This window comes from Nitrosomonas sp. Is35, from assembly GCF_033063295.1.
Lineage (GTDB): Bacteria > Pseudomonadota > Gammaproteobacteria > Burkholderiales > Nitrosomonadaceae > Nitrosomonas.
Genome location: NZ_JAWJZH010000001.1, coordinates 325,215 through 341,672 on the forward strand (window position 1 = coordinate 325,215; position 16,458 = coordinate 341,672).

General features: G+C 47.9%; 12 protein-coding genes. 2 read left to right on the top strand and 10 right to left on the bottom strand.

What is annotated here, in order from left to right:
- Positions 1–98: 98 nt before the first annotated feature.
- From R2083_RS01525 to R2083_RS01535, 3 genes are read right to left on the bottom strand one after another with little or no spacing between them, the layout of a single operon-like run.
- Complete coding sequence (locus R2083_RS01525) at positions 99–1,922, bottom strand: bifunctional class I SAM-dependent methyltransferase/GNAT family N-acetyltransferase (protein WP_317537280.1); 1,824 nt, start codon at positions 1,920–1,922, stop codon at positions 99–101.
- On the bottom strand, positions 1,915–3,189 hold the full coding sequence (locus R2083_RS01530; protein ID WP_317537281.1) for an ABC transporter ATP-binding protein: 1,275 nt from the start codon (positions 3,187–3,189) through the stop codon (positions 1,915–1,917). The genes R2083_RS01525 and R2083_RS01530 overlap by 8 nt, the downstream gene beginning before the upstream one ends.
- A complete protein-coding gene (locus tag R2083_RS01535) occupies positions 3,179–3,940 on the bottom strand; it encodes an ABC transporter permease (protein WP_317537282.1) in 762 nt (253 codons plus the stop codon). The genes R2083_RS01530 and R2083_RS01535 overlap by 11 nt, the downstream gene beginning before the upstream one ends.
- Before the next feature lie 653 nt (positions 3,941–4,593).
- On the opposite strand from R2083_RS01535, the gene R2083_RS01540 reads away from it, so the two are divergent.
- On the top strand, positions 4,594–7,707 hold the full coding sequence (locus R2083_RS01540; protein ID WP_317537283.1) for a calcium-binding protein: 3,114 nt from the start codon (positions 4,594–4,596) through the stop codon (positions 7,705–7,707).
- A 330-nt stretch (positions 7,708–8,037) separates the two neighbouring features.
- Here R2083_RS01540 and pyrF read toward each other — a convergent pair whose 3' ends face one another.
- The 6 genes from pyrF to aroA all read right to left on the bottom strand — a co-directional run bounded on the left by pyrF (position 8,038) and on the right by aroA (position 13,301).
- Positions 8,038–8,766 (bottom strand): orotidine-5'-phosphate decarboxylase, encoded by a 729-nt coding sequence (pyrF, locus tag R2083_RS01545; RefSeq protein ID WP_317537284.1) that lies wholly within the window; start codon positions 8,764–8,766, stop codon positions 8,038–8,040.
- Positions 8,767–8,774: 8 nt separating this feature from the next.
- Positions 8,775–8,987 (bottom strand): LapA family protein, encoded by a 213-nt coding sequence (locus R2083_RS01550; RefSeq protein ID WP_317537285.1) that lies wholly within the window; start codon positions 8,985–8,987, stop codon positions 8,775–8,777.
- Positions 8,988–9,126: 139 nt separating this feature from the next.
- Positions 9,127–9,417, bottom strand: a complete 291-nt coding sequence (locus tag R2083_RS01555) for an integration host factor subunit beta (RefSeq protein ID WP_317529796.1) — start codon at positions 9,415–9,417, stop codon at positions 9,127–9,129.
- Between the two features lie 9 nt (positions 9,418–9,426).
- Positions 9,427–11,139, bottom strand: coding sequence for a 30S ribosomal protein S1 (gene rpsA / locus R2083_RS01560; RefSeq protein WP_317529797.1), 1,713 nt, complete (start codon positions 11,137–11,139; stop codon positions 9,427–9,429).
- 134 nt (positions 11,140–11,273) lie between these two features.
- Complete coding sequence (gene cmk / locus R2083_RS01565; RefSeq protein WP_317537286.1) at positions 11,274–11,954, bottom strand: (d)CMP kinase; 681 nt, start codon at positions 11,952–11,954, stop codon at positions 11,274–11,276.
- 39 nt (positions 11,955–11,993) lie between these two features.
- Complete coding sequence (gene aroA, locus R2083_RS01570; protein WP_317529799.1) at positions 11,994–13,301, bottom strand: 3-phosphoshikimate 1-carboxyvinyltransferase; 1,308 nt, start codon at positions 13,299–13,301, stop codon at positions 11,994–11,996.
- A 204-nt stretch (positions 13,302–13,505) separates the two neighbouring features.
- On the opposite strand from aroA, the gene R2083_RS01575 reads away from it, so the two are divergent.
- Positions 13,506–13,754, top strand: a complete 249-nt coding sequence (locus tag R2083_RS01575) for a hypothetical protein (RefSeq protein ID WP_317529800.1) — start codon at positions 13,506–13,508, stop codon at positions 13,752–13,754.
- Between the two features lie 124 nt (positions 13,755–13,878).
- Here the strand turns inward: R2083_RS01575 and R2083_RS01580 are convergent, their stop codons facing one another.
- Positions 13,879–16,395, bottom strand: coding sequence for a DNA topoisomerase III (locus R2083_RS01580; RefSeq protein ID WP_317529801.1), 2,517 nt, complete (start codon positions 16,393–16,395; stop codon positions 13,879–13,881).
- Between the last annotated feature and the right edge of the window lie 63 nt (positions 16,396–16,458).

Sequence of the window (16,458 nt, forward strand, 5' to 3'; positions counted from 1 at the left end):
GGCGGTTGGCTGCGATGGCAGCCAATTGAAGCACGCGGTTATTTCAGTAATCCAGTACAAGGTACTGCTGTTTTTTTCGCTTTGCCGGGTTTTCCGGTTCAGCGGAAATCTTTATCGCCGCTCATCAGCCACCAACGATCTTTCAGTGTTTCCGGGGAAGGGCCATCGCTCCAGGTGTTTGCGGGTATATGGATGTTCACGGCATGTTGAGTACCGCCTGTAACGGCAAAGTGGCGGGCGAAATTCTCAGTAATCCGGCAAAACACTTTTGCGGCCCCCTGTAGACCAGCCAGCCTTCTGGCATGAGTGATTAAGAGCGGAATTTCAGCCAATGGCGCAATCAAATCAAGAATTTCACAACCTTCAGGATCGAAGCGCAGTACCAAGATGCCGCGCGCGTGCGGGCTGAAGCGGCTTTTTACCAATATCACCTGATAGCGTTGCTGCGGATGATTAAGGTATCGGTGCAGCACATATTCCCAGTCGCGCACGCCGACAATCGCATGCTGCAGATCTTTGGCCATACGTTGCCAGCATTGATTGACTGTGGTTTTTGTAAGGCTGGTTTGATCGTGGCTAATCAGGTGCAAACGTGTTCCCCATAATGGGAAACGTGATCGTGTGCTCCAAGAGAATTCTGTCATGCGCCCGACTGCCGCATATAATCCATGCCGTTCCGCAATTTTCATGTGGCGTTCATTCGGGAAGCCAAAACCGATCAGATAGGGTTTGCCATAGCCGATGAAGCGTTCCAGAAAAGTTGCCGTCGTCAGGAAAAATGGCCCCTTGCGAGTGAGTATGCCGCGTTCACTCGTATCAACCATGACATCGCAAATCTGCACAGCCATTTGCGGCTGGCCGAAGAACAGAATTTTCCGGCCTACGCCGCCATAATGAGCGATCAGTTTATCGCCCCGCCACGCGCCCACTTGATGACTTAAATTGGAGCCGTATTTCCACTGCCAGGTAGCTGGCGTCATGTCATGATGAAAGGTATCTTTGAACAATCCGAGCATTGCCGGGATATGGTTTTTGCCCAGAAGCTGCAAGCGCCATTTAGGGAGTGATTTTTTTCTGAAATGCAGCAGAGCGTAGCCATGATGTCCGCTCGCATATTGATTGCGATAGTTCCGGTTAGATTCGTCCAGCTGTTGCAGTTGCTCTGTGTTCAGAGCAAGGTCTTGCAGCAGATTTCTCCGGTGGGTCGTGGTCATTCGCAGCAGGTGATCCAGTGTGGGAGCAGCCATCGTGGATAGATCCAAGTGCTCAAGCAGCTCGAATCCAAATCGCCCGGCCAGCTCTATCATGTCCTGTAATAAATGGAGACTGCTGATTCCAACGCGATCATACTTAAGCGCGAATTCATCGATAATAATTAAGTCACCCGATAAGGTGAGCAAATTCATCGCTTTCTTGAAAATCAACAGCGGTTCAATGTATTGCGCCGATTCCTGGAATAATACGGCATCAAAGCTGCCAGGCTCGGCTGTAAATGCTTCCAGAGAGTGGTGGCTAACGGAAGCTTCCGGCCCCAATGATTTCTGAATGTATTTCAGTTGTTGGATATCGGCAGTGATGCCATGCACATCATAACCGTGCTGGCGAAGTAAAGAAAAGGTGGTGCCAAGGCCGACGTCTACCTGCAGAATGCGGCAAGGAGGAAGCGGCAGCCGTGCCATCAGCAGATTGGTGGAAAATTGCTGTGCGGCGGTTAAGCTGGTTTTGTCATTCTCAAATAATCCATAATGCAGATAGACGGCTTTATCTTCCTGCAATGACAGTGCGTGGGCATAGACATTCGCCGGAAATGTCAAATCTCTAAAAGGAGAAGATGGTGTAGACATGCCCGCAGCGGCAAAAGTGTCGGCCTGCCGGTAGTGCTGGGTGTCTGGTAGCGGATGATGATTAATGGACTTAGTCATTATGGGGAATCGCGTTATTTTCCCATTGATGAGGAATTGAAAAATATCCTTGTAAGCGCCCCTCTTGTTTGACTTGCAAGTTTGCTACAGCTTCGGCTGCATCATAAAGATGCAACCCGCGTTCACACAGCAAATATACATTAATCAGATATTCGCCTTTAAGCAGCGGCAACTGATCCAATCCGAGGCGAACCTGGCCTGCACCGGATGGCGCCCGCTGCAGAGCAAATTGATCTTCCCATGTTGCCGCACTGGTGATCGTGCGTCCATCCTTTGCTTGTATGGTCATGGCGATCGTGGGACAGGGCAGTGCGGGATCGGAAATAAACGCCACTTCCAGCATCATGCGAGACTCGCCGCTTGTGATTATAGCCTGTTGAACAGGCCTATCATTGACGTGCAATTTGATTCTTTTCAGGCGTGCGCTACCGGATCCATGTTGTGTATTGGATACCGGTTCGGTACGAGCGGCGGCGGGAGTTTCCAGCGTTGCATCCCGAGCATTTTTATCCAGAAATGTCTGGTAAGCGGATACCACTTGCGCTGATTCACCATCCAATACGATCTCGCCTTTATTGATCCAAATGGCGCGCGCGCATAAAGATTCAACTTGAAAGAGCGAATGTGAACAAAACAATATCGTTTTTCCGGCATCGCGCATTCGCATGATGCGATCAAATGATTTACGGGCAAAAGCGCCATCGCCGACGGACAAAGCCTCGTCGATCACCAGAATATCCGGATCTACATTAATCGCAACGGAAAATGCCAGACGAACATACATGCCGCTGGAATAAGTTTTGACCGGTTGATCAATGAAGTCGCGAACACCGGAGAAATCAATAATGTGCTCAATGCGATCAGCAATTTCAGATTGACTGAGCCCCATGATCGCTGCGCTCATGAGAACATTCTCGCGTCCGGTGAACTCGGGATTGAATCCGGCGCCGAGTTCCAGCAGGGCGGCTATCCGGCCATTGACTCGAACATCGCCGTGTGTTGGTGTTAAGGTGCCACAAACCAATTGCAGCAGGGTCGATTTTCCGGAACCATTTTGGCCTACGATGCCGACTACTTCCCCGGGCATGATCGTCAAATTGATATCGTGTAACGCCCACAGTTCACGATAGTATTGCCGCGCACCTAACCAGCGGTGTGGCCACAAGAATTGTTTGAGGCGATCCGCCGGATGTTCGTACAGCTGATAGCATTTGGAGAGGTTTAGCGCTGCAATAGCGGATTCAGAATTCGCGGTACTAAAGAACATCGGCAAACCCTTTGCGCGTTTTGTTAAACCACAGCAGACCAATCCAGGCAATGAGAAAAGCGAATAGATAGTACAGAATCAAGCCGCTCCAGTCCGGTAATTGCCCGTAAAGAATGACTGCTCGCGCTTGCTCGATGATTAGAGTCAGCGGGTTAAGGAACAGATAATCACGAATAGATTCCGGCAATGCGGAAGCAGGGTAAAAAATAGGGCTGAGAAATAGCAGCATGGTTAAGACCAGGCCAATAAATTGGCCGATATCACGAACAAAAACGCCAATTGAAGCCAGTATCCAGGATAGTCCCAAGGTCAGTAAAACGAGCGGCAGCAAAATCACGGGTAGAAAAATGATTGTCCATTCAATAGGATGACTGGTGATCAATAAAAAAGAAAATAATACCAAGAAACTAATCCCGGCATGAAATAGCGCGGAACATAAAGAAATCAAAGGCAGTATCTCAAGAGGGAAAATGATTTTCTTGACGTAATTAATATTGGCCAATATCAATCCGGGGGCGCGAGCAAGGCATTCGGAAAATAAATTGAATAGAATCAGGCCGGTAAATAGCAGCAAGGCAAAGGCAAATTCATCATCATGTATAACAGAGCTGTTGTGCGAATCCAGACGTACTTTAAATACCACACTAAAAACAAATGTGTAGATGGACAACATTAAAATGGGATTGATAAACGTCCATAGCAAGCCCAGAAATGAACCGCGATATCGGCTAATTACCTCCCGCTTGGTCATCTGCAGGATAAGTGGATAGTGCTGCCGCAAAGTAAGAAAGCTATTAAAGAAAGTAGTATTGAGCAAATGCAAGAATTTGGATAGATAGCTGTAAAATTGACGGGCGTATTATCGCAGAAAAACTAACAAAAATATCGGATAGAAATGGGATGGTTTAACCTGGCTAATCTCTCCAAGGCATTTTGATGCAGAAACATCCAAATCCGCTGATAATTTAGGCGCTTATTTGCCAAAATAGGATACTCCGATCTGCATCGAGCGTTTCAATCGCTGCATGCGCCATATTACGTTGCGGCTATTTTTACAAGTAATATGTCAACTGATGTGAAAAGAAGCACATTTTTCCGCTTATTTTAAATTTAAAATCTCAAGGTATTCTGTTAAGGTATTAAATACTCAGTATTGTTGCAAATAAGCAACATATTCAATGTAAACTTCAGACGCATACTTGCAAAGCAGTTTTGTTTTCGGCAGAATGCGCTTTAACTTGGCTTTTGTGGTATCTTCTGGTAGATATATTATTAGCTGCATAGAAGCTGCTTAGAGACAAAGTGAAAAGTGAAAAACTTGCAAGTAATTTACTTTCGGAACTATTTTAATTTTTATATCGAGGAGCTCCCATGGCAATAACGATTCCACAGCAAACTGAAATTTTGAAGGTAGTTGCAGGTTTGTTCAATGCAGCGCCTGGAGGCAGTAATTTAACTGAATTGGCAAAAATAATTGAGGGCGGTGCGACCGGTAGTCAGTTAGCTGATGCTTTGGCTGCCAACACATTGTTTACAAATGGAATTCTGGCCGGAAAAGTCACTGTTGAATCACAAGTTTCAGTCTTGATGAATAATTTTGGTGTGGTGGCTGATGATAGCGATCCATCAAGTGCGGGATCTCAGGCGCATGCGTATTTTCAACAGCAGATTGAAGCAAAGGTTGGCTTTGGTCAAATTGTTTACAATGCAATAACCTTTTTATCAACTACGACAGATCCTGCATTTTTAACTGCTAAAACACTGTTGGATAATAAAGCTCTGGTTGCTGCAGCTTATTCTGAAAAAACCTCTTCCAGCGATTTGAGCACATTGCAGAAGGTTTTAAGTAATGTTACTGGAACAGCGCCATATACAGCGGCCGATGTAGAAGCGATATTGGTCGGATTAACTCCTACTGGAGGCGAGACTTTTACGCTGACTACGGGTGTGGATAGCGGTTCTGCCTTCACTGGCGGTTCTGGTAATGACACTTTCAACGGTACCACGGGTGCGACTACCCTGACTGCTCTGGATAATCTGGATGGTGGCACTGGCACCGATACGCTGAATTACATTCAAACAGCGGCCATTGCGGTTCCTTCCTCCGTTTCTCTTAAAAATATCGAGGCGCTCAATTTTACCAGCGGTGCTGATATCGCTCTGGATGCTTCTGCTTGGACGGGTGTTACGTCGCTCAGTGCATCGTCGACTGGTGGTAGTGATATCACAGTTGCTTCCGGTGCAAATGTGACTGTTACCGATACAAATCAAGCAGCTGGTACGATTAATGTGGATGGTGCCAAGGATGTGACGATCGACACTGCCAAGGTAACGACCGGCGATGTGACTGTTGGTACCAATACAGCGGTTACCGGTGTTGTCGGTATCACTGCTCAGTTGATTAATGGTGCTGTTGGTGGCGGTATTACTGTTGTGGGTGGTACTGCTGTTACCGCAACTCAAAATGTTAAGGCTGGTGCTACAGCAACCACTTCAGCAGTTGATGTGACCAACGATGGCGCGTTGACCAGTGTAACGTCTACCGTGACTAAAGGCACTGGCGCTACCGTCACCTACAATACTGTGAGCGTGACTGGTGTTGCTGATGCGGATAGCGATGATACGATTACCTCCGTCAGTGTGACTGGTGCGACTACTGTTGGTCTTTCCCATCTCAACAAGTTGACCAGCCTGGGTCTTAATACAACTTCGGGTAACGTTATTCTCGACAACAGTGATACCGGTGCAACCGATGCAGCTACTACGCTGGCTTTGGCTGTAGACGGTGTGACCGGCGGTACGTTGGACGATGCTGATATTATCGAAACCTTGAATATCACCAGCAGCGGTACGGCATCCACGCTGGCCAATATTACCTTTGGTGCACTGAAAAACATCACATTGGCGGGCGATAAGAACCTGACTCTGACTTCTATCGCTGGTGCTACTGCGCTGGAATCTATTAATGCAGCTGCAGCGACCGGTGGTATGACCATCAGCAGCACTCTGTTGACCACGACTAATTTTGCTGGCGGTTCTGGTGCTGATACCATCACTCTCGGTGCAACCACTCAAGCCATCACTACCGGCGCGGGCGATGACGTTGTTACTCTAGCGGCTGGTACGACAGCTCTGGGTACTGGCGGCACTATCGACGCTGGCGATGGTACCGGTGACGTTTTGTCCTTCGCGGATGCTGACGATGCAACAACAGCTTCAGGCGGTACTACTTTTGAAACCAAGATTTCCGGTTTCGAGTCTGTGAATTTGGCTGGTGCTGCCGGTGCGGGCGTAACCGTTAACGTTGCTAACCTGGACGATGTTAACAAGGTCAATGTGGCAGTGGATCTTGGTCAAACGTTGGCTGTTTCTAACATAGCATCTGGTGGTACGGTAACTTATGAAGCCGCTCAAACCGCTGCTTCCACCATCACTGTAGCTAATGCAGCGACTGGTACAGCGGATACTTTCAACGTTGGTATCACTTCTGCTGCTGCTCGCAACATCAACGGCTTAACGATTTCGAATGTTGAAACCATCAACTTTGCAACGGATGATACCGCCACCACTACTACCGGTATCGAGCACACAGCGGCATTGACAGCTGCTGCTGCTACCACTATCAACGTGTCTGGTGATGCTGGTCTGACGCTGACTTTTACCGGCACAGCACTGACCACATTCGACGCTTCCGGTGTGACCGATGGTGACGTGACTTGGACGGCAGGCGCATTAGCAGCTGCTGCTACTGTCAAAGGCGGCGCAACCAGTGATGCCAACGTTATAGTGTTGAGCGCAGCTCTTGATGACATTACCTATACCGGTGGATCTGGTACAGATACCATCACGATGAACCATGCCACCAATCACGATGCAACGACCAACAGCTTCACATTGGGCAACGGTACCAACACATTGACAGCTGGCAATAACGACGGTGACAATACCGTAACCGGCGGAACGGGTGTAGATACCATCACAGTGGGTAATGGTACCAACACTATCACAACTGGTGACGGCAATGACGTGATCACCGTCGGTACAGGTGCTAACACTATCAGTGCTGGCGCTGGTAACGACACTATCACCATCGGCGCTTCTGCCGGTACAAGCACAGTGGACGTGGGAACCGGTACTGACGCTATCGTGTTTACTGGCGTGCAAACAGCGGCTGGTTTCTACACATCCATCACCGGACTGGGTGCTGGCGATACCATCGACTTCAGTGCTACGGCCAATGATGGTGGTGGTTTGGCTTCTGGTGTTCTGGGCGCTAAGATTACTTTGGGTGGTGCTTCCAGCTTCGCTAACTATCTGGATGCAGCGGCTGCTGGTCTTACTAGTGGAACCGATTCAGTTTTCAATTGGTTCCAGTTCAACGGCAACACTTATATCACTTTGGATAACAGCAATGCTGCAACCTTCCAGGATGGTGCAGACCAAGTTGTCGAAATCACTGGTTTGGTTAACTTGGCTACTTCGACCCAAGACGGTTCTTACGTTGTTACTTTAGTATAATCTTCTACCAAAAGAGCATCTGCCTTCCGGTAGATGCTTTAAGGTAAAAGTTAAAAAAACCTCTGCACTTTAAGTGCAGGGGTTTTTTTATGAGTGTATTCAGGGTATAAGATACGCAAACATCGAATGTCATATGGTGGCATGCAAGAACCAAAGCAGTTACTGCGTAATGTTTGCAGGAAATATCGCTATATGAATCATCAATCTTCAGTGGCGAATTCAATTAAACACAAGCAGCAGAAGCGATAAAAGTGAAAGATTGTAATGTGTGTGCTCGCGAGTTCGATCTGTTTGATGCGAGCGTGTTTAGAGCCAGTCTTATGGCGAAGGTTAATGCTTGCCGGTTTCCAGATTCAATCCGGCCATGGTTGTGAGAATTTCCGCGTTTAATTGCTGGCACATCAGAAGCGGATCGTTTGCTTGTGTGATCGGCCTGCCGATAACCAAATAACTAGCGCCATTAAGGATAGCTTGCTGTGGTGTGGTAATTCTTTTTTGATCGTTCACGTGACCGTCGGCTGGACGAATACCGGGTGTAACTAAGCAGAATTCGGTACCGAAATGTTGCCGCAACTGAGCGGCCTCCAGTGCTGAGCAGACAACACCGTCCAAGCCACAATCATTTGTTAACTGTGCAAGGCGCAGTACAATTTGTTCCGGAGATCCTTGTAATCCGATATCGGTAATATCACTTTGATCCATACTGGTCAGTAAAGTGACCGCGATAAGCTTGGTGGCGGATCCATGAGGGATAGCATCCCGCGCTGCCGTTAGCATTTTCCGGCCACCCAATGCATGAACATTGATCATCCATACGCCCAGATTAGCTGCTGCTTTGCAAGCACTGGCGACAGTATTGGGAATATCGTGAAACTTGAGGTCCAGGAAAACTTTAAATCCTTGATGTGTGAGCTTCTCAATGAGTTGTGGTCCAGCCGCAGTAAAAAGCTCCTTACCTACCTTCAGGCGGCATAAATCAGGATTTAATTTTCTTACGAGGAGGAGCGCATCTTCGGCACTGGGAAAATCCAGTGCCACAATAATGCGAGGATCATGCATAGGGGTTATTATTGATTATGGCAGCGGCATCGAACAAACACAGCAGTGATGAGTACACCCACTGCAAAGAAAATCAACAGTGCTACGCTCAAGGGAAGCTCAATGGATTGAGATTGATCCAGATAATATTGCAGCACAACAGGCTGGGAGTTTTTTGAAGCAAATACGGCGAGAATAACAAAGACTGCAATACGAAAAAGCCAGGTAATTAGATTGATCATGATGAGTTTGCCTACGAGTTGATAGATGTCTTAATATTAAACTGACAAAAAAGCTGAATAACAACTTGCCAGAAGAAATTCTAGCGCTTTTTTCTTGGAGAGCGCTTTAGAAATTCAGCAGCGCTCTCCATGCTATCTTTTATTTCTTTTCGTTGTAATCAACACGTTCTCGCATTTCTTTTCCTGCCTTGAAATGCGGAACATATTTCTCTGGTACCTTAACTTTCTCACCCGATTTCGGATTCCGCCCAATCCGAGGCGGCCTGTAATTCAGGTCAAAGCTGCCAAAGCCGCGAATCTCAATGCGCTGACCTTTTGCCAGGCTTTTTGCCATGGCATCAATAATCATTTTGACTGAGAGCTCGGCATCCTTGGTAACCAATTGCGGAAATCGTGCCGCAAGTCGAGTAATTAATTCAGATTTTGTCATGAATTTTCCTTATTGCTCTGTATTCTTGCTATCCATTTTAGCTTTCAGCAAAGCACCCAGGCTGGTAGTTCCAGCATTGGCTGGGGTTTTGATTTTTTGCATAGCAGTGGATTCATCCGATTTATCTTTCGCTTTGATTGAAAGATTGATGGTGCGATTTTTGCGGTCAACATTGATAATCATGGTCTCGACCTTATCGCCTTCTTTCAAGTGTGTGCGAATATCTTCAACGCGGTCACGCGACACTTCGGAAGCGCGCAAATAACCTTCCACATCGTTTGTCAGGGCTATGACAGCACCTTTCGCGTCGATGGCTTTTACAGTGCCTTCGATGATACTGTTTTTATCATGTTCAGCGACAAAACTGGTGAAAGGATCGCCTTCCATTTGTTTGATGCCGAGTGAAATACGTTCGCGTTCGACATCGATAGAGAGAATCATGGCTTCAACTTCATCGCCTTTTTTGTAATTCAGAACCGCTTCTTCACCGGGCTGGTTCCAGGACAGATCGGATAGATGCACAAGTCCGTCAATGTTGCCTGGCAAGCCGATAAATACGCCAAAGTCGGTGATGGATTTGATTTGACCGTTAACTTTGTCGCCTTTTTCATGGGTTGCTGCGAATTCTTCCCATGGATTGGTCTGGCATTGCTTCATACCGAGTGATATGCGGCGGCGTTCTTCATCGATCTCAAGAATCATGACTTCAACTTCATCGCCTAACTGCACAATCTTGGAAGGATAAACATTTTTGTTGGTCCAATCCATTTCCGAGACATGCACCAATCCTTCAATGCCTTGTTCGATTTCAATGAATGCGCCGTAATCGGTTAAGTTGGTGACTTTGCCGAACAGACGGGTACGTGCCGGATAACGCCGTGACAAACCAACCCACGGATCTTCGCTCAGTTGTTTCATACCCAGTGAAACACGATTTTTTTCCTGATCGAATTTGAGAACCTTGGCAGTAACTTCATCACCGATATTGACGACTTCGGAAGGATGTTTGACGCGGCGCCATGCCAGGTCGGTAATATGCAGCAGACCATCTATGCCGCCCAGATCGACGAATGCGCCGTAGTCGGTAATATTTTTAACGATACCATGAACAACCGAACCTTCCTGCAGATTGGATAACAAGGTTTCGCGATCGGCGCCTTGTGTCGCTTCCAATACCGCGCGGCGTGATACCACCACGTTATTGCGTTTGCGGTCTAGTTTGATGACTTTGAATTCCATTTCCTTATTTTCATAAGGCGTAGTGTCTTTGACGGGACGGATATCCACCAGAGAACCGGGCAAAAAGGCGCGGATACCGTTGATCATGGCCGTCAAACCACCTTTCACTTTACCGTTGACCATGCCGGTCACTATCTTACCGCTTTCCATGGCTTCTTCCAGATCATGCCAAGCAGTCAGGCGTTTGGCTTTGTCACGGGAAAGCCGTGTTTCTCCATAACCGTCTTCTAGAGACTCGATGGCAACACTGATAAAATCGCCCGGTTTAACTTCGATTTCGCCGCGGTCGTTTTTAAATTCTTCGACCGGGATAAAACTTTCGGATTTGAGACCGGCGTTAACAACGACGATGTTATAGTCAACACGGACTACTTCGGCGGTGATTACTTCGCCGATGCGCATTTCCTGGCGCGAGAGGCTTTCTTCAAAAAGCGCGGCGAAACTATCGGGAGATTGCTGGGTTGCAGTAGAAGCTTTAGTCATTATAAAAATACCTGATTTATCATTCCGGCGGGACGGGTATCCTGCGGATTGGGTTGGTTAATAAAAATGTTTGAAACAATCACTCCATTTCTTTTCTGCACGGGAATGTTAGGAAAAGCGGCTTTTTTTCGTGTTCAAACGCGGGTTTTTGCAAGGACGTCATTATACCAGGAGAGCACTGCATCTTGCGCCTGGGATATGGTCAATGAAGTCGTATCCAGCAATTTGGCATCAATCCCTTGTTGCAAAGGCGCGATGCTGCGATTGCTGTCACGTTCATCCCGTTTCTGGATGTCCTGCAATAAGTCGGCGATATTAGCACTCATTCCTTTCTCTATCAACTGCTTATGCCGTCTTTGCGCACGTACTTTCGCACTGGCGGTTAAATAAATTTTAAGAATGGCATCGGGAAAGATAACGGAACCCATATCACGTCCATCCGCCACCAGCCCGGGCAGTTGACGAAATGCACGCTGACGCTCGGTAAGCGCGGCGCGAACCTGCGGATAAGCCGCCAGCTGGGAAGCCACGATGCCGCATTGCTCGGTACGAATAGCATTCGTGACAATTATATCGTCCAGGTAGATGTGCTCATCCTTAAAAAAGACATTCAGATGGCTGGCAATTTCCGCGACTACATTGGGATCTTGGGTATCCGTATTCAACTGTATCGTTTTCAATGCGACCAGACGGTAAAGCGCCCCGCTGTCGAGGTAATGGAAATCAAGCTTGCGAGCAACCAGCTGCGCGACAGTGCCTTTACCGGATGCAGATGGGCCATCGATGGCGATGACGGGAATCTTATTCGTATTCATGCAACAGTTTTGTTATGAATTAAATGAGCGGGGTGCAGATTATTTCATTTCAGGGTGAATTATTTGTGAAAATTTCTCAAAATAATCAGGAAATGTTTTGGCAACGCAGCCGGGATCGTTAATCCGCACCGGTGCTCCCAAGGACGCCAAAGCAAAGCACATGGCCATGCGGTGATCGTCATAGGTATCGATTGCCGCATGGGGAGTTAAGCCATGTACGGGCGGTGTGATGCGCAGATAATCCGCGCCTTCTTCCACAATCGCGCCTAGTTTACGCAATTCTGTTGACATGGCGGCGAGACGATCCGTTTCTTTCAAACGCCAGCTGGCAATATTGCGTAACGTGCTGGTACCTTCAGCGAATAACGCTGTGACAGCCAGTGTCATAGCCGCATCGGGAATATGGTTGCAATCCAGATCGATAGCGCGAAGAGATTTTCCCTTGTTGCTGACTTCAAGCCAATTTTCTCCCATCGATATGTCTGCACCCATCCGTTCGAGTGCTGCAGCAAACCGGATATCCCCTTGCGTACTGTCGCGGCCCACGCCTTGGACGCGAACCGGACCATGCCCGATCGCACCGGCTGCCAGGAAATATGAAGCGGACGATGCATCGCCTTCGACAAAAATGTGGCCGGGGCTACGGTATTTTTGTTGCGCCGGTATGATGAATTGCTGCCAGCCGGAATGCTCGACCTGAACGCCGAAATGCTGCATTTGCGCCAGTGTTAATTCAATATAGGGCTGGGAAATAAGCGTGCCGGATACATTGATGATGGATTTTTTTCCGCTTAATGGCAGTGCCATGAGCAATCCGGTAAGAAACTGACTGGAAACATCGCCTTTGACTGTCACGGTTTGAGTGTCAGTCTGGTCAAGCGGCGCAGCCGGTCTGATCTCTACGGGAGGAAAGCCGGGATTGCCCAGGTAATGGATGTCTGCGCCCAATTGCCGCAAAGCATCGACCAAGTCCGCAATCGGCCGTTCATGCATACGCGGCACGCCGGATAAACGATAATGCCCATGCACCAAAGATAATACCGCCACCAGAGGGCGGAAAGCAGTACCGGCATTGCCGAGAAATAGGTCGGCATCTTTGACCGGGAATACGCCTTCTCCTCCAGCGATTGTGTAATCATTATTGCCTGTGTGCGTGATGGGCACACCCAAGCGGGTAAGTGCATCCAGCATGCGGGCGGTGTCGTCGGAAGCCAATAAGTCATGAATTTCCGTGGCGCCTTCCGCCAATGCAGCAAGCAAAAGAATGCGATTCGAGATACTCTTTGATCCGGGTAATTGCACGGTGCCTTGAGCATTCTTGGCAAATGGGAGGTCAAGCCATTCCATGGTCGTATACGGTAGTAAAAAGTGTTAGATGATATCCCATAAAGATAGCCGGAACGTAATTTTATTGATTCTTGGGGAGTGTCTGCTCAATGGAAATTGTTTGGATAGATTTATTGCATTTGGAAAAATCTTTATTAAACTATCGCGTTTGAGGTAATCTATCTTTTTTACAAAAAAGACACTTTATATAAAAGAGGTTGATGAATGGAAGATGCAGAAATTGTTTTAATGTTTTCTTTGCTAATGATCCCCGTGGCTATCTGGTTGCAGTTGTGGGTAAAGAATCGTAGAGAGAGACGCAGAAATGAAATGGGTGAGGAAGAGTTTGAGAATACGGCACGAGCATTCGGATCGATTATTCTTGAGGGTACGGCGATTGTAGGCGGACTCATCATGATTATCATGGGTTCCAGCGGTGTACTCAAATACGTCCTTAACTTTTATAGCGCATAAAAACCGTATTGGAAGTATTAATTGTCCGGGTCATTAGCGCATGCTGATGCCCGGAAATTTTTTGTCACTTACTTTCCGATGGGCTGGCGGGCGGATATTAAACCAACGCTGCACGCCCTATACATCATGAGGTTGTACTGTCGGCCGCTGGGGTTTCCGCTTGCTTCGTTTTAGATTTTGTTCCAGTTGCTTTCTTGGGCGCTTTCTGCTCAAACTCGAAACCTATTTTTCCATCCGTATTTCTGACCAAATAGGCTGAGAAAGGCTTACCTTTCTTGGAGATGAATTTGGTCAGCAGATCAGTTCTTCCGGTTTCCAGCAGTTTGGTGATTTGTTCCTGCTCTATCGGGCGTTCAAGGATGATTTTGCCGGTTTTAAAGTCGCAGGTACGGTTAGCGCCGGTAGATTTTTCGCAAACATACTGTAAGCCGTGTTCATACACTGCATGACTGCATTTTGGACACTTGCCCAAGGGTGTTTGGCCGCTGAAATCGACTTCTTCATGATTGTCATTATTGTTGCCAAAATCAAATTTCATCTCAAATGTGTCGGTGAGTTTGATCATGGCATTGAACAGCTGACCCATTTTGCTCCGGAAGCCCTGTAGTGGCCCGACTTCCCGCTGGGTAATGAGCGTTTCCATCTCTTCTACTTCAAACTGACGGCCCGCCAGAATTTTCCATAGCGCGAAGTCGCATTTCTGGCATTGAAACTTTTTATAGGTTTCATGCACGGTTCCGCCACATTTGGGGCATGGGGATTGGAGGGTTGCGAAGTCTCCCGCAATGGTTTCGCCGCGATGCGTTTTGGCTTGTTCCACGATATGCCGTGTCATTTCGGCAATTTTTTCCATGAATGCGGTGCGTTTAAGATTGCCCTGCTCAATTTGGCGCAGCTGGGATTCCCAGTTGCCGGTTAACTCAGGTGAAATCAATTCAGGGATCTTGAGGCCGCGCAATAGCGTGATCAAGGAAAAAGCTTTCGCTGTCGGGTGCAGTTCCCGGCCCATGCGCTGGATATAATTTTCAAATACCAATCCCTCGATAATCGCTGCCCGTGTTGCCGGAGTTCCTAAACCCTTGGCGTTCATCGCCGCACGCAGTTCTTCATCTTCTACCAGTTTGCCTGCACCTTCCATCGCGGAAAGCAGTGTCGCTTCATTGAAGCGTGCCGGTGGCCGGGTCTGATTGGCGATCATTTCGATCGCTTGGGTAGTAATGGATTCACCGGGCGTAATGGCCACGAGTGTTGTATCTTCTTCTTGATCATCCGGTTTGACAGACTTGCCGTAAACCGCTTGCCAGCCCGGATTGACCATGACCTTGCCTTCCGTTTTGAAGGGTTCATTTTCAACCCGGGTAATGCGGGTAGTGACCAGAAATTCAGCGGCAGGAAAGAAAATGGCCAAGAAACGCTTGGTGACCAAATCGTACAGCTTGGCTTCGATTTCGTTTAACTTGGTCGGATTTAACGAGGTCGGAATGATGGCAAAGTGATCCGAGATCTTGGCGTTATTGAAGATGCGTTTGTTCGGAACAACCCAGCCGGATGCCAGAACTTGCCGGGCAAATTTGCCATAATCCGTATTTTCCAGACTGAGCAAAGTGTCTTTGACGGTGGCGATATAATCTTCCGGCAGGGCGCGTGAATCCGTACGTGGATAAGTCAGCACTTTGTGTTTCTCATACAAGGCTTGCGCTAGCCCCAGAGTCGTTTTGGCGGAAAAACCGAAACGGCTGTTGGCATCGCGTTGCAAGCTGGTCAGGTCGTAGAGTAACGGACAGATTTCTTTGCTGGGTTTGCTTTCTTCGCTAACGTGCCCCGGTTTTCCTTGGCATTTGTCGCGAATGGCCTCAGCTTGTTTTTGTTCCCATAACCGTTCAGGCTTTGCTTCCTGGGTAGCTTTATCCTTGTTGAATTTGTCATCAAACCATCGGCCGGTGTAAATGCCACTACTGGCTTCGAACGTGCCGTGAATCTCCCAATAATTCTGCGGCCGGAATTTTTTAATTTTTTCTTCGCGCTCGACCAGAATCGCCAGTGTGGGTGTTTGTACCCGTCCCACAGTGGTTTTGTGGAACCCGCCTTCCTGCGAGTTAAACGCAGTCATGGCGCGCGTACCGTTAATACCGACCAGCCAATCCGATTCCGACCGGCTGACCGCCGCTTCAGCCAATGATTGCACAGCTGAGTTATCCAGTAACCGGGTGAATCCATCGCGTATGGCATCGGGGGTCATCGATTGAAGCCAGAGGCGCTTTACCGGCTTACTTGTGCCGACATGGCGCAGAATATAGTAAAAGATCAATTCGCCTTCGCGTCCCGCGTCACAGGCATTGATGAGCGTTTCGATATCCTTGCGTTTGATGAGCTTGCTGAGAAGTTTCAGCCGCGCGGAAGTTTTCTCGATCGGATTCAAATCAAAATGCGGCGGAATGACCGGCAAATTGGCAAAACTCCATTTGCCGCGCTTGACTTCATATTCTTCCGGAATGACAAGCTCAAGCAAATGACCCACCGCGGAAGAGACCACGTATTGATCGCTCTCAAAGTAATCGGTGTGTTTGGTAAAGCCGCCCAATGCTCGCGCGATATCCGCTGCAACAGAAGGTTTTTCTGCAATGATCAGAGATTTACTCATTGATTTCCCGAAAGAAATCATTCGCCGGTACTGTGTTTCCCAGCCTTTGGGTTATTTGATGTA

What these genes read in the sequence shown, in the direction of transcription:
- cmk (WP_317537286.1), bottom strand. Translation starts at nt 11,954, where the DNA reads ATGAATACGAATAAGATTCCCGTCATCGCCATCGATGGCCCATCTGCA.
- R2083_RS01550 (WP_317537285.1), bottom strand. Translation starts at nt 8,987, where the DNA reads ATGATCAATCTAATTACCTGGCTTTTTCGTATTGCAGTCTTTGTTATT.
- aroA (WP_317529799.1), bottom strand. Translation starts at nt 13,301, where the DNA reads ATGGAATGGCTTGACCTCCCATTTGCCAAGAATGCTCAAGGCACCGTG.
- rpsA (WP_317529797.1), bottom strand. Translation starts at nt 11,139, where the DNA reads ATGACTAAAGCTTCTACTGCAACCCAGCAATCTCCCGATAGTTTCGCC.
- R2083_RS01530 (WP_317537281.1), bottom strand. Translation starts at nt 3,189, where the DNA reads ATGTTCTTTAGTACCGCGAATTCTGAATCCGCTATTGCAGCGCTAAAC.
- R2083_RS01525 (WP_317537280.1), bottom strand. Translation starts at nt 1,922, where the DNA reads ATGACTAAGTCCATTAATCATCATCCGCTACCAGACACCCAGCACTAC.
- R2083_RS01580 (WP_317529801.1), bottom strand. Translation starts at nt 16,395, where the DNA reads ATGAGTAAATCTCTGATCATTGCAGAAAAACCTTCTGTTGCAGCGGAT.
- R2083_RS01575 (WP_317529800.1), top strand. Translation starts at nt 13,506, where the DNA reads ATGGAAGATGCAGAAATTGTTTTAATGTTTTCTTTGCTAATGATCCCC.
- pyrF (WP_317537284.1), bottom strand. Translation starts at nt 8,766, where the DNA reads ATGCATGATCCTCGCATTATTGTGGCACTGGATTTTCCCAGTGCCGAA.
- R2083_RS01555 (WP_317529796.1), bottom strand. Translation starts at nt 9,417, where the DNA reads ATGACAAAATCTGAATTAATTACTCGACTTGCGGCACGATTTCCGCAA.
- R2083_RS01535 (WP_317537282.1), bottom strand. Translation starts at nt 3,940, where the DNA reads ATGACCAAGCGGGAGGTAATTAGCCGATATCGCGGTTCATTTCTGGGC.